This is a genomic window from Pseudoalteromonas sp. G5_S1_54_S4 (assembly GCF_054968565.1).
The window spans coordinates 113,717-133,868 of sequence record NZ_JBQKUL010000004.1 but is presented as its reverse complement, the minus strand read 5'-3'; the positions used below and the strand labels follow the sequence as shown (position 1 = coordinate 133,868).

The 20,152-nt window shown below is 39.5% G+C and carries 19 protein-coding genes; 15 read left to right on the top strand and 4 right to left on the bottom strand.

What is annotated here, in order from left to right:
- Positions 1-32: 32 nt before the first annotated feature.
- A complete protein-coding gene (lptD, locus tag ACTRWE_RS03225; RefSeq protein WP_350654088.1) occupies positions 33-2,279 on the bottom strand; it encodes an LPS assembly protein LptD in 2,247 nt (748 codons plus the stop codon).
- Between the two features lie 94 nt (positions 2,280-2,373).
- Between lptD and ACTRWE_RS03220 the strand changes: the two genes are divergently transcribed.
- Genes ACTRWE_RS03220 through djlA form a run of 3 tightly spaced genes read left to right on the top strand, consistent with a single transcriptional unit; the run spans position 2,374 to position 4,919 of the window.
- On the top strand, positions 2,374-3,375 hold the full coding sequence (locus ACTRWE_RS03220; protein ID WP_350654090.1) for an aminoglycoside phosphotransferase family protein: 1,002 nt from the start codon (positions 2,374-2,376) through the stop codon (positions 3,373-3,375).
- On the top strand, positions 3,372-4,028 hold the full coding sequence (gene murU / locus ACTRWE_RS03215) for an N-acetylmuramate alpha-1-phosphate uridylyltransferase MurU (RefSeq protein WP_008113213.1): 657 nt from the start codon (positions 3,372-3,374) through the stop codon (positions 4,026-4,028). The genes ACTRWE_RS03220 and murU overlap by 4 nt, the downstream gene beginning before the upstream one ends.
- Positions 4,029-4,061: 33 nt before the next feature.
- Entirely contained in the window at positions 4,062-4,919 is an 858-nt protein-coding gene (gene djlA, locus ACTRWE_RS03210; protein WP_008113211.1) for a co-chaperone DjlA, read from the top strand.
- Here the strand turns inward: djlA and ACTRWE_RS03205 are convergent.
- Both ACTRWE_RS03205 and rluA read right to left on the bottom strand, forming a co-directional pair.
- On the bottom strand, positions 4,902-5,831 hold the full coding sequence (locus ACTRWE_RS03205) for a DUF3530 family protein (protein WP_350654092.1): 930 nt from the start codon (positions 5,829-5,831) through the stop codon (positions 4,902-4,904). The genes djlA and ACTRWE_RS03205 overlap by 18 nt on opposite strands.
- 93 nt (positions 5,832-5,924) lie before the next feature.
- On the bottom strand, positions 5,925-6,578 hold the full coding sequence (rluA, locus tag ACTRWE_RS03200; protein ID WP_008113207.1) for a bifunctional tRNA pseudouridine(32) synthase/23S rRNA pseudouridine(746) synthase RluA: 654 nt from the start codon (positions 6,576-6,578) through the stop codon (positions 5,925-5,927).
- Positions 6,579-6,714: 136 nt separating this feature from the next.
- Here rluA and ACTRWE_RS03195 point away from each other — a divergent pair, with 136 nt between their 5' ends.
- Positions 6,715-6,942 (top strand): ribbon-helix-helix domain-containing protein, encoded by a 228-nt coding sequence (locus ACTRWE_RS03195; RefSeq protein ID WP_350654094.1) that lies wholly within the window; start codon positions 6,715-6,717, stop codon positions 6,940-6,942.
- Positions 6,942-7,229 (top strand): type II toxin-antitoxin system RelE/ParE family toxin, encoded by a 288-nt coding sequence (locus tag ACTRWE_RS03190; protein ID WP_350654096.1) that lies wholly within the window; start codon positions 6,942-6,944, stop codon positions 7,227-7,229. Before ACTRWE_RS03195 ends, ACTRWE_RS03190 begins: the two co-directional genes overlap by 1 nt.
- A gap of 180 nt (positions 7,230-7,409) precedes the next feature.
- On the opposite strand, the gene rapA is transcribed toward ACTRWE_RS03190, so the two are convergent.
- A complete protein-coding gene (gene rapA, locus ACTRWE_RS03185) occupies positions 7,410-10,304 on the bottom strand; it encodes an RNA polymerase-associated protein RapA (protein WP_462879477.1) in 2,895 nt (964 codons plus the stop codon).
- A 299-nt stretch (positions 10,305-10,603) separates the two neighbouring features.
- On the opposite strand from rapA, the gene ACTRWE_RS03180 reads away from it, so the two are divergent.
- From ACTRWE_RS03180 to ACTRWE_RS03135, 10 genes are all read left to right on the top strand, one after another.
- On the top strand, positions 10,604-11,965 hold the full coding sequence (locus tag ACTRWE_RS03180; RefSeq protein WP_076921935.1) for a PhoH family protein: 1,362 nt from the start codon (positions 10,604-10,606) through the stop codon (positions 11,963-11,965).
- A complete protein-coding gene (locus tag ACTRWE_RS03175) occupies positions 11,962-13,344 on the top strand; it encodes a PhoH family protein (protein WP_008464132.1) in 1,383 nt (460 codons plus the stop codon). Before ACTRWE_RS03180 ends, ACTRWE_RS03175 begins: the two co-directional genes overlap by 4 nt.
- 192 nt (positions 13,345-13,536) lie before the next feature.
- Entirely contained in the window at positions 13,537-13,899 is a 363-nt protein-coding gene (locus ACTRWE_RS03170) for a hypothetical protein (RefSeq protein ID WP_024595179.1), read from the top strand.
- A gap of 208 nt (positions 13,900-14,107) precedes the next feature.
- Entirely contained in the window at positions 14,108-15,145 is a 1,038-nt protein-coding gene (locus ACTRWE_RS03165) for a hypothetical protein (protein ID WP_013465892.1), read from the top strand.
- Complete coding sequence (locus ACTRWE_RS03160; protein ID WP_462879476.1) at positions 15,142-15,459, top strand: hypothetical protein; 318 nt, start codon at positions 15,142-15,144, stop codon at positions 15,457-15,459. Before ACTRWE_RS03165 ends, ACTRWE_RS03160 begins: the two co-directional genes overlap by 4 nt.
- A 12-nt stretch (positions 15,460-15,471) precedes the next feature.
- Positions 15,472-15,819 (top strand): hypothetical protein, encoded by a 348-nt coding sequence (locus ACTRWE_RS03155; RefSeq protein ID WP_016899198.1) that lies wholly within the window; start codon positions 15,472-15,474, stop codon positions 15,817-15,819.
- Between the two features lie 156 nt (positions 15,820-15,975).
- Complete coding sequence (locus ACTRWE_RS03150; RefSeq protein WP_138686582.1) at positions 15,976-16,353, top strand: hypothetical protein; 378 nt, start codon at positions 15,976-15,978, stop codon at positions 16,351-16,353.
- A gap of 108 nt (positions 16,354-16,461) precedes the next feature.
- A complete protein-coding gene (locus ACTRWE_RS03145) occupies positions 16,462-16,959 on the top strand; it encodes a DUF411 domain-containing protein (protein ID WP_004589252.1) in 498 nt (165 codons plus the stop codon).
- A complete protein-coding gene (locus ACTRWE_RS03140; RefSeq protein WP_392342949.1) occupies positions 16,959-18,386 on the top strand; it encodes a TolC family protein in 1,428 nt (475 codons plus the stop codon). Before ACTRWE_RS03145 ends, ACTRWE_RS03140 begins: the two co-directional genes overlap by 1 nt.
- Positions 18,386-20,143 (top strand): efflux RND transporter periplasmic adaptor subunit, encoded by a 1,758-nt coding sequence (locus ACTRWE_RS03135; RefSeq protein WP_392342951.1) that lies wholly within the window; start codon positions 18,386-18,388, stop codon positions 20,141-20,143. Before ACTRWE_RS03140 ends, ACTRWE_RS03135 begins: the two co-directional genes overlap by 1 nt.
- Positions 20,144-20,152 lie beyond the last annotated feature (9 nt).

The following is a 20,152-nucleotide window of genomic DNA, read 5'->3' as shown; positions in this document are numbered from 1 at the left end:
TATTTGTAAATTGTTACTATAAATAAAGCAGTTTAGTCATTAAGAAAATACGGCCTACGATAACCAAAAATACCTTGTTGTAATAATTTTTGAGCATCGTAACGGCTTTTACTACCAAGCCCTTTTAATACAAAATTCAAACGAATACTCGAATCAAAAGTGGCTTGGGGTTGCCCAATTGACTGATTTAAATCAGTTTCAATTTGGCGATGGCCAGTAATTTGGAACGCCCAACAGCACGATTCATACTGTAATCCACTAAATACTTCAATACTGCGGTTATTATCAAGATCGCGATGGTAACTTGCAATAAATTGCCACTCGTCACTGATAGGGATGCTTGTAAATAAGCCCGCTTGCTCGATTGTATTTCCTGAGACATCATTTGCATAGCGATGGTTCAATTGAACCAGCTGATTATCGTCACCTTTATAGTCTAAGGTTAAATTTGACTGGATAATTTGCTTGCCATCGGTGTCGTACTGAATACCACCCGATAAATACCAGCGGCGGTGCCAATGTAACATGGTTTGCGCTGCAAACAAGGCATTGTAGTTACTATCGCTATTAAGCCCTTGCTCTGTAGGCTTGGCTGAATCACTTAAATAAAATATTTGGCCTGCGCTGAAGTTAAATACTTCTTCATTTTTCTTATCAAATAAACGCGTTGTAGCCCCGAGCGTAAATTGATTAGCTGCGGCAATTCGGTCAACACTTGAAAAACGCGCATCCCTGAATAAACCAAAAAAGTCATCTTGTAACTTGGTGGTATCGTATAAGCCAATTTCAGACTGATCTTTATTAGGCGTATATAAATACTGAATTTGTGGCTCTAGAGTTTGAATACCATCGTCGATAAAAATTGAGGTGTCGCGCTCAAAGTTAAGCTGAGAATATAAGCGCACTTTTGGCAAAGTACGCGAAACATTATCGCTATACTGTGTACCCTGTAAATCACCGTCTTGTTTATAGTTAGTTTGCAATAAGCTCACTTCAGATAAAAACGACCAGGCATACTCTTTGTAATCAAAGCGTGCTTTAGGCTCTATATGCACACGAGTGGCTTGGTCAATTACCGCAGAGCTGTTAGTAAAATGGCTCAGCTCGCCTGAAACACTAAAATCGAAATAATCAATTTTCCAAGGGGTGGTTTGGGTAAAGCTAATTTGTGGTAACGCCGTGTATGATTCTAAGTGGTCACCGAGTACTTCAAAGTTTTGCACTTTTATATCAGTACGCCACATTTCGCCCATATGGGTTAGCGAGCCGGTACGATAAAGCTGCGTATCGGTTTTACTGACATAAGCGGAGTTTAAATCAGTTAGGTAGTTGTCATCACTAACATTGGTAATATCAATACTGGCTCGCCAGTCTTCACCAATATAACTTTTTTGTTGCCAATGAAACAAAAAACGCTCGTTAAGCTCAGGCTCTGAGTCATCTTGATTTAAATATTCTACAGCCACTAAACCTTGGTGCTCTGGGGTTAAATATCTAAATTCAGTTTGTAATTGTAGCCCCTTACGTGACATATAACGCGGGGTAATGGTTGCATCATAGTTTGGAGCAATATTCCAATAATAAGGCGTAATCGTTTCTAACCCATAACGATCTGAACTTGAAAAGCTGGGCGTTAATAAGCCTGACTTACGGCGCTCATCGAGTGGGAAAGTAAAATAAGGTAAATAGAGTACTGGCGTGTCTAAAATACGTAGCACCGCATTGTAGGTTTCACCCCAGCCTTCTTCTCGTGATAAATTAATTTCGTCGGCTTCAATAGCCCACACAGGCGTATTACCTGGGCACGCAGTAAAGCTTGCATTCATCAGCATTAAGCCAGACTTATCGATGGTGAGCTTTTCCGCGCCGCCTTTGCCTTGCTGTTGTGTTAGGCTGTATTGTGCGCCTAATAAACTAAATGCTGAGTTGTTTAAATCGGCATTTAAGCCCGAACTTTGTACGTGGCTTACATAATCGCGATAGGTAATTGGGCCAGTGGCATTAAGCAGGCCACGTTGTTTATCAATCAGTGCTGATTGTGCGGACAAACTCATGTTAACGGTGTTAATATCAACATTGCCAGTAAATTCAGCGCTTTGTGTGCCTAAAAGCTCAACGTCATCAGCGCTGATATCAACCGTTCCAAGCTCAAGGCCAGCAAGCGGTTGCCAAGCTCTGGTTTGCATTGAAGTGCCACAAAAATTGTGTGTCAGTTCAGTTTCGGCAAGCGATGGTGCGCTCAGTACGCTTAGCATCAAAATGCCCCAGGTTTTGCTCATTTATCGACCTTTATGCTCTGTGATTAGTTACAAGCTATACATAATAAAGGAAAACAATGGCAAAGTAATTAGTGAAAAATAGATAGCTTATAAAATGACACGCTTTGAGAGTTTACAACAGTTTATTAATACTCACTTTGGTGAGCAATCCTATGCGCTTAATGCAATAACCGCAGATGCCAGTTTTCGCCGTTATTATAGGTTAAACGCTGAAAATAAAAACTTTATTGTGATGGACTCCGATCCAAAAAAAGTTAACAACGTCCCTTATATTGCATTAAACAAGGTGTTTTCTGAGCAGGGGTTTTTATTACCATCCATTATTCATAGTGACGAGCAGCAAGGTTTTTTTATTCTAAGTGATTTAGGTAGCACCCATTTAGCTGACTTGCTTGATGATGCCAATCGCAGCGAATATTACCAGCAACTGATCAGTTTAAGTGCCAAGTGGGCAAAAACTCCAGCCGCGCCGTCAATGAATCCGTATGACCGTGACTTTATTGCATTAGAGTTGGATATTTTTAAAAATTGGCTGGTTAATGATTTTATTAGCGCAGAGCTCAGCGCTGAGCAGCAACAGACTTGGCAAACAAGCACTGCGCTGCTAATAAATACACTGCTTGAGCAACCTACAGTCACAATGCACCGGGATTATCACAGTCGTAATATTATGCGCTGCGAGCAGCAATGGGCGATTATTGATTATCAAGACGCGGTACAAGGCCCATTATGTTATGACTTGGTCTCGCTTTTAAGAGACTGCTACTTTAAATTGCCTAAAGACGAGCTTGCTCACTTACTTGAGTTTGGTTACGACGAATTTAAACGCCAAGGTTTAATAACTAACGAGTCATTTGCAGAATTTAAATATTGGTTTGATTTAACGGGTTTGCAACGCCATTTAAAAGCGGCGGGTATTTTTTGTCGTTTATATTTGCGTGATGGTAAACAAGGTTACTTAGCAAATATACTCCCTACACTTGAATACGTAATAGAGGTGGCGGCACAATATCCTGAGCTTAGCGACTTATCGGCTTTGATAAAAACTAGCGTGGTGCCAAAGGTGCAACAGCGGTTAAAAGAGGAACAACCATGAAGGCGATGATATTAGCCGCTGGGCGCGGTAAACGTATGATGCCGCTCACCGCAGAGTTACCTAAGCCTATGTTATGTGTAGCGGGAAAACCACTGATTGAGCATCATATTATGCGCCTAAAGGCTGCAGGTATTACTCAAATAATAATTAACCTTGCGTGGCAAGGAGATAAAATAAAAACCTATTTTGCTGATGGGCGCGCGTGGGGCGTGACTATAACCTATAGCCAGGAAGTAACTGGCGGGCTTGAAACTGCAGGCGGTATTATTCAAGCACTTCCTTTATTAGGTGAGTCATTTATTGTTATTAATGGGGATGTTTACAGCGACTACGATATTAGTGCATTAATGCAGCTACATTTACAGCCTAAAGAGGCGCACATTGTATTGGTTGAAAACCCTGCGCATAATCCTGATGGCGATTTTGCACTGAGCCACTTACCGACAAATAGCCAGCGATATACTTTTTCAGGGATAGGGCGTTATCAAGCTGACTTTTTTGAGGGGCTAGCCCCAGGCATTCGGCCATTAGGCCCTTTACTACGTGAAAAATTAAATGAACATTTAGTCTCCACTGAACTCTATATTGGCCAATGGGACGATATAGGCACACCAGAGCGTTTATCGGCTCTTAACCAACAATTAGCACCATAAGCTAAATATAAAACACTAGAGGTAAGTTTTAAAATGTGGGGAAAAATTCTCGGTTTCTGTTTTGGTTTTATGTTTGGCAAAATATTTGGTGCCATTTTAGGCTTATACCTAGGCCATATGTTTGATAAAAGCCTAAAAAAAGACTTTGATAAAGCTGGCGGCTTCTCTAACCTTTTTAAAGGCGATGATGTTAACGAACGCCAAGCGTTGTTTTTTTCGAGTTGCTTTGCGGTAATGGGGCATATTGCCAAGTCGAATGGCCGTGTTAGCGAAACCCACATTAAAGCAGCGACGCTGTTTATGGATGAAATGGGCTTAAAAGGCGAAGAGCGCCGTGAAGCGCAGCAGGCATTTCAATCGGGTAAAGATAGCGACTTTTCACTCAAAGATACGGTTTATGATTTTAAAGAACGTTTTGCTAAACGTTATGATTTACTGCAGTTATTTTTAGAAATTCAAATTCAAATGGCGTTTTCTGACGGGGTACTTGCTGCACAAGAAAAGCAATTACTGCAAGAAGTTAGTAAGCAGCTAGGTGTGTCTAAAGCACACTTTGCCTTTGTATTAAAACGTTATCAAGCAGAGTTTAACTTTAGGCAGCAACAACAGCGTTTTAAACAGCAGCAAAGTCAAAGTAGCAGCTACCGCGAAGGTTCAGGACATCATGTACCACCAAGTAATGATATGAACCGTTCGCAGGCATTGGCCTTATTAGGGTTAAATAAAGACGCGTCGCAACGTGATATTAAAGTAGCCTACCGAAAGCTTATGGCTCAGCACCATCCTGATAAGCTCGTATCGCAAGGTTTACCTAAGCATATGATGGAAGTCGCGGTTAAAAAAAGCCAAGATATTCAAGCCGCTTACGAGTATTTAAAAAAGGCGGCGTAAAAAACCGTCTATTTCTTTGCTTAGCCGTGCATGTTGCTGCGGCGCATCGCGTAATCCAAACAGCTGGCGCTGGCGGTAATCAAACTTTGCATTTCGATTAACCCAACGTTGGCGTTTTTTAAGATTCATTAAAATATCATTACTGTCTGTAGCAAAATAAATATCTAACAAAGCAGGGGTAACCAAAGATGTTATTTGGCTTAACTTTGCATTGCGTTTTGTATTAGGAAGGTAACTACTTAAACTAATGAAGGCGTTTATTTTTGAGTCTGAAAACTCAGCGTAATGCTCCAATAACACCCCAGCACTGGTGCCTTGTGCAATAACAACAATATTCTCAGACTCCATCGCAGCTTGTTGGTATAAAGCGTCGTAGCGAGCGAGTAGTTTTAACTTGTAATTGTCTACCACCTCAGTATTTACTTGCTCAACATAGTCGGCATGATGGGGCTGTTTTTGTGTACTGGTGTTTGGCTTAGTATTTGCGTTGGCTGTTTTATTATTTGTGCCCACGGAATTATTGGTCGTTTTTGCTGCATCATCTTGAGCTGCTTGCCAATCAATATCAGGAACTGTCATTGCATAAGAGGTATACCCGTAGTTATTCAGCTCTTTACGTAAGAAATTCATGCCTGCATTGTTTGTTGGCGTTGATTGCCAGTCAGGAATAAGTATTACAACACCTCTAAAGTCCGCACTCATATATTCACTGTATAAAGTTAAAAACTCAGTATCACCAGCTAAAATAGGCTTTACTTCATCACTTTGGGCTAGGCGAGAGATATCCGCATCAATATTTTTTGAAAAAGGAGGGGGAGCGATATACTCAGCACTAAGCGCTTGAAAACTGATTAACGTACAGCCAAGCACAAGAGTAGTAATAATGGCTTTAAACATCTGCGTAATAAACATAAATAAGCTTTTAATTTAAATCTTATTTATGTATCGGCGAAGCACTCTTAAAGTTTAGCTATTTACAGTAAATAGCTAAAAGATTAATCCTTGTTAAAACTCGCTCTCAGCTTCAAAAGTAAGTACTTGCTCCGTTACAGGGTGTTTGAGTTGTAGCATTTGTGCATGTAGCTGTAGGCGAGGTGCCGCAGCAAGTGCGTCTTTGTGAGCATATAAACGATCGCCTAAAATAGGGTGGCCTAAGCTTAACATGTGCACGCGCAGCTGATGTGAGCGCCCTGTAATAGGAATAAGCTCTACACGGGTTGCCTGTGCTTCACGTTCAAGGACTTTAAAATGAGTGAGCGAAGGTTTGCCATTGTCATGATCAACCATTTGCTTAGGACGATTCGGCCAATCACAAATAAGCGGTAAATCAACAGAGCCTGTTTCAGTTTCAAGTTGCCCGTAAACACGTGCAATATAACGTTTTGCTGTTTCGCGTTCTTGAAATTGCATACTTAAATGCCGATGAGCAGCTTTGTTCATTGCTAAGCAAAGTATGCCAGAGGTAGCCATATCTAAACGGTGAACAATTTTAGCACTAGGAAAAACACGATTGACGCGATTGATTAAACTATCGGCATGTTTTGGGTCTTTACCTGGGACGGTGAGTAACTCGCTAGGCTTATTTACAATAAGTAAATCATCATCTTGAAACAGTATAGTTAAATACGGGCTCATAGGGGGATTGTAGTTAACTAACACGGCAGACCTCAGTGATTTTGAAGTGCGCTATTTTAGTGGAGTGAGGTCTTAGGCTCAAGGGAAAAGGTAAAAGTTTAATTGCGTATTTTTTAATCTGGTGTAAAATTACACCAGATTAACGTTTTGGAAATTCATTATGGCAAGACAAAGTATTTCACTTACTGAAAAAAATGATTTATGGCTACGTAATCACGTTGAGAACATCGGTGATTATGCTAATAAAAGTGAATTGGTGAATGATTTAATTCGACGTGCAAGAAGGGCTGAAGCTATAAATAGTAAGCTTGCTAACGCAGAAAAAAGCGGTTTTAGTGCTCAATCTGCCGATGAAATGTTAGCAGAATTTAAAGCAAGCATTAAGTAGTGCGCACATTTAAACTTTCAAACGATGCCAAAGAAGACTTACGTCGTATTTATCAATATGGTTGCAAAGCATTTTCACAACAGCAAGCAGATATTTACTTTTACAGTTTCTTTTCTATGTTTGAAAAGCTAGCTGAAAATCCTTATTCCTATCAATCAGTTGAACATATTCGTACAGGTTATCGGCGTGCCGTTTGTGGCTCAGACAGTATTTATTACAGAATTTCAGCAACGGATGTTGAAATAATGGCTATTTTAGGCGGCCAAGATACTGATGAGTGGCTGTAATTAAATAAGTACTAATGAGTAATTGATAAAATTAAATACTATAAGCTTAGTATTTGAAATTTAGATGTACCTTATTGATATAAAAATAAAAGCGCGATATAAATATCGCGCTTTTTTCGATGCACACGTTAGTTGCTCTTTAACTAACGACTGACAGCTTATAGCTAACAGCTAGATCCCTTAGTGCGAAACCACAATCAAACGAATCGCATCGAGTTTTAACTGCGCTTTTTCAATATGTGCGGTTAGCTCATTGCGTTGTTTATCGTAAAAGGTAATTTCCTCTTGGCGAATGTTTGGATTAATTTGCTTCAGTGCAACTAATCGCTGTTGTTCTTCGCTTAACGATGTTTGCATTTTTGCTAATGACTCGGCACGGATAACATCCAGCTTTTGTTGCGCCATGTCTTTTGCGGTATTGATCATTGGATGAACCGCACTTTGCAATGCACCAGCTAATTTACTCGCCGTTTGACGACCTACCGCAGATAGTTGCTGATTAAAGCCATCAAAACCAACATTTTCACCTAAGTTATTACTGCTCTTATCGAGTAAAATACGAATTGGCGTAGGGGGTAAAAAGCGACCCACTTGCAGTACTTTTGGTGCCATGGCTTCGGCAACAAATATTAGCTCAACAAAAAAGGTGCCTGGTGGTAACTTTTTGTTTTTAAGTAACGCCACCGATGAACTACCAAAATCATCATCACAAATCATATCCATAGTGCCTTGCACCATAGGGTGATCCCAACTAATAAAGTGCACATCTTCCTGAGAAAGCGCGGTATCACGGTCAAAGGTTACTGTCATACCATCGTCTTTTAGCGATGGGAACGAAGCGTTTAACATGTGCTCAGTGGGCTTTAAAATAATGGTGTTTTCACCTTTATCTTCTTGGCTTACACCAAAGGTGTCGAACACGTTGATCATGTAGCTTGGCAGTTCAAACTGGTTATCGAGCTTTTCAATGTCAGCTACAAGTGAGTCAGCAGCACCTTGTCCCGATGAATGTAGCTCTAGTAAGCGATCTCGACCACTTTCCATTTGCTTACGTAATATTGCATTCTTTTGTGCTACTTGCTCAAGGAGTGGATCTAGCTCATCTTCATCACAATTATGAGCTGCAATGTACTCAAGTAAATCTTCGCTAAACTCTTTATACAGCAACTGCCCAGTGGTTGAAGTGCTTTCAAATGCATCTAAGCCTTCGTTATACCAACGCAGTAGTACTTCTTGTGCCGTGTTTTCAAAATAAGGCACGTGAATGTTCACATCTTGTGTTTGCCCTATACGGTCTAATCGACCAATACGTTGCTCAAGTAAATCGGGGTTGAGTGGTAAATCAAATAACACTAAGTGATGTGAGAACTGAAAGTTACGACCTTCTGAACCAATTTCTGAACACAGTAATATTTGTGCGTTATCGTATTCATCGGCAAAGAATGCCGCAGCGCGGTCACGTTCAATAATCGACATACCTTCATGGAACACAGACGCTTTAATTGCTTCGCGTTCACGTAATATTTGCTCAAGGCTAATCGCTGTTTCGGCTTTAGCACAAATAAGCAGTACTTTTTCACGCTTGAGTGTTTTTAGCGTTTCAATTAACCAATCTACGCGAGGGTCAAATAATCCCCAACTTGCGCTTTCACCTTCAAATTCTTGAAATATTTTTTCAGGGAAAAGTGCACGTTGCGCACTGAGCTCGGCATTTTGAATGCCACTCATATTACCCAGTACGGTCATTGCTGTTTTGTATTGCTTAGGTAATGCCATTGGGTAGGCATGTAATTTACGGCTAGGGTAGCCATCAATGCCACTGCGGCTATTTCTAAATAATATGCGCCCAGTGCCATGGCGATCTAATAACATAGTGAGTATTTCTTTGCGTGCAGCAAGGTCGCCTTGTTGGGCTTTTTCAAGGATATCGGTGATATCTGTTTCTTTTAATAGCTCAATTAATGTGGCTTTTGCGCTGTCATCCAGTGCTTGTTCTTGTAATAACTGATTAGCAGCTTCGGCAACGTCTTTGTAGTTTGCTTCTTCTTCTTTAAATACGTCATAGTCGTAAAAACGATCTGGATCGAGCAGTTGTAAACGAGCAAAATGACTACGATGACCCAGTTGGTCTGGCGTAGCGGTAAGAAGAATTAGCCCTGGAATATCTTGGCTCAGCTCAGCCATACGTTGGTATTCGGCACTGGGTTTATTGTTGTTAATGCTTAAATGATGCGCTTCATCGATTACTAATAAATCCCAGTCGGCCAAAGTAGCTTGTTCAAACCAGCGTTTTTTCTTGGTTAAAAACTCAAGGCTAGTAAGCACCAGTTGCTCGGTATCAAATACATTGGGTGAATCAGCAAACGCTTCGTCGCAGCGTTCTTCATCAAAAATTGAAAAACGTAAATTAAAACGGCGTAGCATTTCTACTAACCATTGGTGTTGTAAGTTCTCAGGCACAACAATAAGTACACGGCTGGCACGACCGGTGATAATTTGTTGATGTAAAATCATGCCCGCTTCGATGGTTTTACCTAAGCCTACTTCATCAGACAGTAATACCCGTGGCGCAAAGCGTTTACCGACTTCTTGGGCAATATAAAGCTGATGCGGAATAAGGTTGGCACGTTGGCCAATTAAACCTTTAATAGGTGACTGCTGACGTTCAAACTGATGTAACCAAGTTTGATAGCGCAAAGTATACCGATCAAAACGGTCCACTTGGCCTGCAAATAAGCGGTCTTGCGGTTTATTGAACTTGATAAAGTGATCTAAAAAAGTTTCTTTTAATTGTGCTTTTTCACCGTTATCAACACGTTCACCGTGATAGCACAGTAATTCGCCTTGTACTTCAATTGACTCAACTTGTAATTCCCACTCCTCAACGCTTCGGATCACATCACCAGGATTAAATGCTACGCGGGTTACCGGAGCTTCTGCAGAAGAATAAACACGGTTTTCACCACTGGCAGGAAATAAAATGCTGACCTGGCGGCCATCAATGGCAACAACGGTGCCTAATCCTAAATCTGACTCTGTGTCACTTATCCAACGCTGACCTAAGGAAAAATTCATGTATGTCTCGTCTATGAAGAAAAAGGCAGCTATGTTACCTGTTAGATAACACCACTGCAAGGCGCTATTTGCCTGACTTTTAATTAACTTTATAAGTATGAATTATTACCAACCCTAAGCGCTCATTAGTGCGTCGATTTTGTGGAAAATTCAAACTAAATGATATTTGTCATAAAACAGACTTTTATGACAAATAGACTAAACTCAAAATATACCTAAGTAATTAATCAAGTTTATTAGTAACCACTGATTAGTTTATTGGGTATAGCATAAAAATCATAAAACGTAAGGAAAGTACTATGGGAAAAGCTTCAAATTTTGATAGTAAAATGTATGTGCTAGATACCAATGTATTACTTCACGAACCCCTCGCGTATTTGTCATTCCAAGAGCACCAAGTGGTTATCCCAATGACCGTATTGGAAGAACTTGATCATATAAAAGATAGAAAACACGATGTGAGCCGCGATGCGCGAGTGGCTATTCGTGGCCTTGATGGGGTGTTGAGTCAGGCAACTCCTGAACAAATGTTACAAGGTGTGGCGCTGCCAAGGAATAAACAAGGCGGATCGACAGGCAGCTTAATTATTGTAAACGACCATTTATTTGCCGATTCTATTTCTGGTTTGCCGGGCAATGAAAACGACCACCGTATTATTAATTGTGCGGTGCATTTACAAAACCAGCACAGCGATAAAAAAGTCATATTAGTAACTAAAGATATTAACATGCGCTTAAAAGCCAAAGGGGCGGGGCTTAAATATGTTGAAGACTATCGTACTGATCAGTTAATTGACGATATTGATTTACTCACCAGTGGTTATAAAAAAATTGAGGGCGATTTTTGGCAGCATGTTGGCGAGTGTAATACTGAGCAACACGGACGTGAAACAGTTCATCATATCCCTAAAGATTTAATTCCTGATGTGTTTTGTAATGAATATTTACTTGATGATGGCGATCAGTTTGCCGCTAGAGTTAAATCGTATGATGGTGAGCATATTACCATTAAAGATATTGGTGCAGAGCGATTGATGCATCAAAGTGCATGGGGAATAAAACCAAAAAATATTTACCAAGCAATGGCTCTTGATGCCTTGCTCGACACGTCTATTGAGCTTGTTATTTTAACCGGTCCAGCGGGATGTGGTAAAACTTTACTGGCACTTGCGTGTGCGCTAGAGATGGTGATTGAAAAAGGTATTTACGACAAAGTCATTGTAACCCGTAATACCCCTGAAATTGCAGAATCAATTGGCTTTTTGCCTGGTACCGAGGAAGAAAAAATGGCGCCTTGGTTGGCTGCCATAACCGATACCTTAGAAGTGCTGCATAAAGGTGATGAAAACCCAATTTCGAGCCGTAATTACATTATGGAAAAAGCCAACATTCAGTTTAAGTCGGTGAACTTTATGCGCGGACGCAGTATTCAAAATGCGGTGGTGATTTTACAACCCCGAATTGGAAAGATTTTAAAGTTTTTACCCCCTTGTTTTTATTGGCCTGTAGAAAAAGTAAAAAGAATTTCTCTAAACATGGATTTTTGTAACGACTTTAAGCATTCCCACAATAGCCAATCTTTACAGAGTATTTGTTATTTGGGATGTAAGTACAACACGCATTCTAGCAACGATGCAAACTTTTGGAGGGCTGCGTCATGAAAAGCTCTGTTGAAAACCGAAACCCTCGTGTTCTTGACACGTCTGCGTTGGTTCATGATCCAAAAAGTATCCTGTCATATCAAGATGATATTTACATCTGTCTAACAGTTCTAGAAGAATTAGATAACTTAAAAGAAAGAACTAACAAATCGGTTAGTGCTGATGCTCGTGTATGTATTCGTATGCTTGAAGATATAATAAATGGGCACAGTGCAGAAGAGATGGAAGCTGGTATTCCACTGCCTTCTACTGAAACAGCTAAACGAGGAAAACTGTTTATTGGAATTGATACCCAGCTCGATATGGCTAAAGAGTTAAAGCACGGTATTGGAAGTGACGCTGACAATAGAATAATTAACTATGCACTGTATCTTCAGAAGGACTTAGATAAAGACGTAGTAATTGTTAGCCGTGACATTAATATGCGCTTGAAAGCTCGAACCGTAGGGGTCATGGCAGAAGACGTTGCCGTAGATAATCAAATATCAGATATTGATCTTTTATACACAGGGGTACAAGCCTTTAAAGGAGATCTTTTTGATCGAATTAAATCAGACAAAGACTTCAAGGTTTCAGGAGAAGTTTATACTTTCCCAATAAGTCTATTTAATGATGAAGTTCAGCCAAACATGTATTGGTACGATGAAGCTGGACACATTGGGCGAATTTCAGAAGTAACAGATACTGAGGTATTCACAAAGTTATTGCCTCGTAAACAAGAAAAAGTATGGGGCATTTTGCCTAAAAATCAGCGTCAGGCAGTAGCTTTAAGCCAATTAACAGATCCATATTATGACTTAAATATCATCCTTGGCCCTGCTGGCTCCGGAAAAACTTTTTTAGCAGTTGCTTCGGCGCTGCATCAAGTATTGGAGTTAAAAAAGTACAAAAAAATCGTTGTGGTGCGCTCCAGAGACTTTATGGACGATGATCCGGGGTTTTTACCCGGTGACCTGACAGAGAAATCAATGCCGTTATTAGCAGGTATAACAGATGCGCTTATATCAATGCATTCAGGTGATAACAATGAAGGTAATATTAGTGCAACTGTTGAGCATGTGATCGAAAAAGCCAATATAGAATTTACTAGTATGGCTTACTTCCGAGGTCGTTCAATAGACGATGCTGTTTTAATCATTGATGAAGCTCAAAACATGACTAGAGCGCAAATTAAGGGCATGTTAAGCCGTGGTGGCAAAAATTGTCGCACAATCGTGTTGGGCAACTTAGCCCAGATTGATGATAAGTTTGTCACACCCGCATCTTCAGGTGCTAGCGCGGCTGTTAACGTGTATAGAAACTATGAAAAAGGCTCAGTATTGATATTTGATGAAGTAGAGCGTAGTAGCTTGGCTGAATTCACTGAAAAGAACATGTAGGCATCAAACTACAATTCACATTTCCTTATAATATTGCGACAATAGCCACTGCTTTTTGCAGTGGCTTTTCAGAGAAGCCCGTTCCCACGAAAACAGGACGAAATGGATTTACTCTGAACTAAAAGATTAAATATTCACAAAAACTGAGTGACATAGGTGCGTGGCCTAGCGTTGCCGTTTTTTGGTGTATTGATGTCTTTTAATAAAGAAGACCTGCTAGTAAATATAAAAAGGCAGGCAAAACGATTATCTAAATTATTAACTATTCCCCTTGGACAAGCCCAAGAAGCCCTAGCTATTTGTCTGTATGACTGTAACAGTTACAGCGATTTACTAGTAAAAATAAAAGCTGAATCCTTTGACAACCCATTGATAGCACTGTCTGCTCTCTCACCAAACTCGGAAATATTTTTAGTAAAAATATTAGCTAGCCACCTAGATAGCATCATTGGAAATTTTGAAAAAAAATTTCCCGGTTCCAATATAAATGAAGAATTAGTCATATCCCTTTTCGGACTTAGCTTTGATGAGTTCAAAGCCAAAATTTCTGACTGATTTTGTACAAATCCGTAAGTTGCCATTTAAAAATTTAGCGATATTATGAGTGAAAGGTTGTGCGGACAGCCTACGCCTACACATGTTTTTCGCCTTGAAAAACGTGAACAGTGAAGCGGAGCATCCGTAAAAATTTGGTTATTTGAACAATAAATAAAGCAATGTGTTGGTAGGCCATTGTTTATTGGAAAGTTGTTTGGAGAACTAAGTGATCTCACTTTATCAATTAAAGAATAAGCTCAATAAACAAGCAAAAGAGTTTGCTGAGTTATTAGAGTTTCCTGATCTTTACGCCCAAGGCCTGTGGGCTAGAGGTGTTTATAACTGCCCTCATTTTTCTGATACCCATAAATATCTCTCTGAAGTATTTGAAAAGAAAAAGCTGGACTCAATTCTAAAGCACGATTCCCTGAAATATTTAATGATCAACGAATACGATGATCAAGAAATTATTGAATCGCTTCATAAAGAAATTGAGTCAATGGCAAACCGTATTGAAAGCCTGATGCTGGTAGATATCGAAACATTAGAGTTAGTTTCAGTGATATACCAAGTTTTAGGGTTGCCTGAAAATGCCAAGTTTATTGTAAATACAGGTGCAGACTTCCGCTTAGAGTGGCGACCATACTTTGATGCCTTTGATGATCCGTTGATAGTTCAATATGCAGATTTAAAAGTTCATGGTTGTTATTTCAGGCTAATCGCTTGCAAGTTTCCGTTTGAAAAGCTTTCCTTGGATGACATTAGAAAATACATGTACATCAATCATGTAAACCATAATGGTGAGTTTGAAGGCTGTATTTCTGAAGGAAATACATTTTCTAAGCATGTGCACTGGCTGGTGTTGACACTTGAATTATTCAGTAGCGGCAAAGTAAATAAGGCTCAGTTCAATCCAACAACCTTCAAAATCGAAGGTATGCGCTATTTGGTATATGGCTTCCCATTGATTCCTTCCTTTGTATCTGATTGGCACAAACCTGATTTATGTCTACGAGTCAAAAATCTAGATGGCGATCAGAAGTTCATTGTTCGTATCGAACAGCAAGATCTTGTTTTTTATGCGAGGCGCGTTGATACCAACTTTTTTAACACAATCGATTATGAAAAATACATTTCGTTGTATCAATCTAGTGTTCTGTCACATTTTGATGCTGACAACAATTTGCTTAAAGTTGATGGGGTTAAATATCTAAGTTTTTTTCGTCCTTTTTCTGTAGAAGATATGAAAGGAGTTCAAGCATGAGACCTAGAGTAAAACTAACCAACGCAAAACTTATCTCAATTCAATCTGATACAGAGGAAAAAGTTGAACGGGTGCTTTACGGCACATTTGCTGACGAAAATGAAAATGGTAAAGAAGGAGATGCTTTATTCACGATAAAGGTTTTGGAAATCAATGGTCTAGAAAGTAAGTGCTTTGGTGTTGACTTTTATATCTTAGATGCTGAATCTAAAGAGTTTGATGTAAATGCATTTGAGTTTAATTTAATGCATGAGTGTATGTATTCTCCTAATGAGTTATTAGAGCTGCGAGATATGTTCCCGGCTAGTTATTAGTACGGGAATACGTTGGATAGAATATATTTAAAGGATGCCTACATAGTATCTGTTTACGACTATAAAGAATTTGAAAAAATATTTCTTGGCGAGTTTTTATCAGGGGGGGTTATTGAAGATGAAACATTCAGGTTTCGGCCATTTCAGCAAATCGTGACTTCAAAGATTGTTAGCAAATCTGCTGATGAGGATAAGTTAGAAATATACACACATAGTGGGAGTTGTTATGTGATTGATGCTGACCATAAGTTAATTGATATTTCATTTGTTGAACTGGTTGTTATGAGAGCAGGAGCTTATTCGGCAGATCGAGTTTTAGAAATGAGAGAGCAACTTAAGTCTCAAAATAAAAGCCATTGAATAGCGAAGATAAGAAGTCTGATGAGATTATTATTTGTCACTTACCTCTTTGAAAAAATTGACGTTAGTCAAATATTCATAAATGTTTACATGACATCAATTTACTTATTCGAAAATTTGTATTAGCATAGACATGTATATTTTTATGAGAATTTTATGTCTAAAGCATTTTCAAAAGTCTTAGTAATAACGCTTATGCTGGTTGCCTTTGTAGGGCAAGCATTTGCGTATTCTGCTATGTCTTGCGAAATGTCATTAGGTTCTCATGAATCACACATGAACATGGAACATTCCAAGATGAGTCATCATGAAGGAATGGAGCATGGTGATATGAATAAAAGCAGTAACGGTCAATCAGAAGATTGTTGTGGTGTTTGTGTTTGTCCTACAAATGCTTGCTCATCTACGACAGTCCTAAATTCCAGTATTGATTCGACAGATATTCAAATATTCAGTGAATCTGTAGCTGCTCTGCAATCTAAACAACCTCATTCAATTTCCACTTCCCTTTATCGTCCACCAATTTTTGCCTAATACAGGATTAGTGCGTCCAAATTTCTCGCACATGTAATTAATTTTTCTGTTAGTCAATATAGCGTCGTAGCGCTATAGATATTTTCCAGCGATGTCTGGGGGGCAAAAATGATCAATAAGTATTTAAAAATAGCAGTAGTAATGCTGCTTTCACCTGCGTTTGCAAACGCCAACGAACATAACCATGCACACAATAACGACGTAACACCTTTGGAGTTAATCGTTTATAAAACCCCTACTTGTGGGTGTTGTAAAAAATGGATAACTCATATTGAAGACAAAGGGATCGTTGCGCATTCCAAAGATTTCCGAAACATCGGCAACATCAAAACTAAGTATGGTATCAAACCTAATTACCGTTCATGCCACACGGCAGTGAGTAGAAATGGATTTGCCTTTGAAGGTCATATACCTGCTAAATTTATTCAGCAGTTCTTATCAGAAGAACATCCCAATGCGATTGGGCTTTCAGTTCCAGCAATGCCAGTTGGCTCTCCGGGTATGGAAGTCGATGACCGCTTTATGCCATACAACGTGTTAATTCTATTTAAAGATGGAACGAGCAAAGTCTATGCAAAAGTTAAAACATACGAGGAGCAATTCTAATGAAATTGAACTCTTCAAACCTTACTTCACTTTCAACTGCATTAATACTCGGCTTATCTGTATTCTCAGCTCAAGCTGAGAAAGTAGTGTCGCTTGAACAAGCTATCACCTTAGCTCAGCAAAATGATCCTTGGCTTCATGGTAGCCGATTGAAACAAAGTGCAGTTGAAAATAGAAGTATTGCTTCAGGTACTTTGCCTGATCCGAAAGTATCGCTAGGGATAATGAATTTACCAACAGATACTTGGGATTTAGATCAGGAAGGAATGACTCAGCTAAAGGTTGGCGTCTCTCAAATGTTTCCGAGAGGCGACAGTCTAGAGATCAAGAAAGACCAGTTACAAATTGAGTCCACGAAATTTCCACTGTTACGAGAGGATCGTAAAGCTAAGTTGAAAAGCCAAGTGTCACAACTTTGGTTAGATGCTTACTTAGCCCAACAAACTATTAAATTGATTGAAGATGATTGGTCTCTCTTTGAGCAGATGGCGGAAGTGGCTAAAGCTAGCTATTCAAACGTTGTTGGTAAAACTAGACAGCAAGATGTTATTCGTGCTCAGTTGGAAATCGTGCAGTTAGATGACAGATTAACTTCGCAAAAGCAGAAACTAGAAACGACAATCGCTCGTCTCAATGAGTGGCTTCATATTTACGATGCGGATCGTTTGAATGAATCATTCAACTTTGACGCGCAACCATTAGAGTTTAGGGTTTCTAAAAAGTTACCTGCAATTACTCTGAATAATCCAACAGTCCTAAAAGCATCTAATTACTCAAGAAATCTATTGGCTCAGGAGCTTTCGAATCACCCAGCCATACTTGTAATTGATATAAAACGCAAAGCTTCAGAAAAAGGTGTTGAATTAGCTAAACAGCAATATGAGCCGCAATGGGGTGTTAATGCTAGTTATGCCTATCGCGACAATATGCCCTCTGGTGATAGCCGAGCTGATTTATTTTCTGTTGGGGTAACGTTTGATTTACCCTTGTTTACCGAAAACAGACAAGATAAGCAAGTTGCAGCTTCTATTGCAGATTCAGAGACTATTAAAACCGAGAAACTATTACTGACAAAGCAAATGATCAGTGTTTTAGAAAAAGAACAAAGACAGCTTAAACGCTTATCAGATAGACAATCTATCTATAAAGAACAACTCCTTAAACAAACTCATGACCAAGCAGAAGCGTCATTGACAGCCTACACAAATGATGATGGCGATTTTGCCGAAGTTGTTCGAGCAAGAATTGCCGAATTAAATGCCAGAATATCAGCCTTAAGAATTGATGTTGACGCACTTAAAACAGTTGCTCGTATCAACTATTTCTTTGCGCATTCTCAATCTAACTCAAATGCTGAACATAAGTCGATGCAAACTTCACACAAAACTAATCAGCACTTATCCAGTCAGCAATTTGGAGAAAAATAATGTCAACGAATACAAAAACAATTATTGCCATCATCATTGGGGCAGCACTTGGTGTTGGAGCATTGAGTTTATATCAAGCTACTGGCTCAAACAGTAATAGTAATGAAGCAACATCAGGAGAAAAAAAGCCTCTGTATTGGGTTGCACCGATGGATTCTAATTACCGCCGGGACAAGCCCGGTAAGTCGCCTATGGGGATGGATTTAATACCTGTGTATGAGGAAGAATCATCTGGTGATGACTTTGGCCCCGGAGCAGTAAAAATTGCGCCTCATGTAGTGAATAACCTTGGGGTTCGCACTGCACCTGTTGAACTGAAAAATATGCATACTGAAATCTCAACGGTAGGTTATGTTCAATATGATGAAGATACGCTAATTCATATCCACCCACGGGTTGATGGCTGGATTGAAAAACTTTACATCAAAGCAGCAGGTAACCCTGTAGAGAAAGGGCAGCCTCTTTATACACTATATTCTCCTCAGTTAGTTAATGCTCAGGAAGAGCTGTTAATAGCGTTAAAGCGCAACAATAGTTCTTTAATTTCAGCAGCCAAAGATCGCCTAAAAGCGTTACAGCTTTCAGCAGACTTTGTTCAAAAGCTAGAAAAGACACGAAAGGTTCAGCAAACAGTTACCTTTTATTCACCACAAGCAGGTGTTGTCGATGGTTTGAAGGTTAGAGAAGGTTTTTATGTAAAGCCGGGAAACACCTTATTAAGCATTGTCCAGCTAGATCAAGTTTGGGTTGAAGCAGAAGTGTTTGAACGTGACGCAGCCTTAATTAAAAAAGGACTTCCTGTATCAATGACACTGGATTATTTACCCGGTGAGGACTGGGCTGGTGTCGTTGATTATGTTTATCCAACATTGAACAGTAAAACACGCACACTCCGAGTGAGATTGAAATTTGATAACACAGACTATCAATTAAAACCAAATATGTTTGCACAAGTCTCTATTCACGCTAATCAAGCTGATAGCACCATCCTCGTGCCTAAAGAAGCCGTTATTAGAACAGGTAAACAGGACAGAGTAGTACTTGCGTTAGGTGATGGGCAATTTAAATCTATTGAAGTGACTATTGGCCGGGTTGATATCGACAGCATCGAAATATTAGACGGCTTAAATGAAGATGACGTTGTGGTGACATCTGCCCAATTCTTGATTGATTCTGAATCAAGTAAAAGCTCTGACTTTAAACGAATGACTCATGATGAAGTGCCTAACTCTGTTTGGATGCAAGGGGATGTTAATAGTGTTATGGCAGGGCACCGCATGGTTAATATTTCACATGGCCCTGCTGAAGCTTGGGATTGGCCTGAAATGGTTATGGATTTTACTGTGGCTGAAAAAGTCGATATTGACTCATTAAAGTCAGGTCAATCTTTGCACTTTGAAGTGAGCAAAACCGAAGACGGTGGATATGAAATTACTGGAATTCATATCATGAGTGAGCCTGGTGATATGAGTGAAGAAGTATCTTTTGCAACAGTATCAGGTCTAATTAATTCTATTAATGTTGATACGCGTGTTCTAAATATTAGCCGAGGCCCAATAGATAAATGGGATAGACCTGCTGCGACGATGGATTTTATCGTCGCGGACAATATAGAAATGGTTGATTTCAATGTCGGTGATAATGTCACTTTCACTTTTGAGGTTAGAGATGACTTAGTTATCACTGACATTTCTCTTGAATCAGATGAACAACACGGCAAGGAAAATAAAGCTGCTGTTGATCATTCTAATCATTAAGTGGGAGAA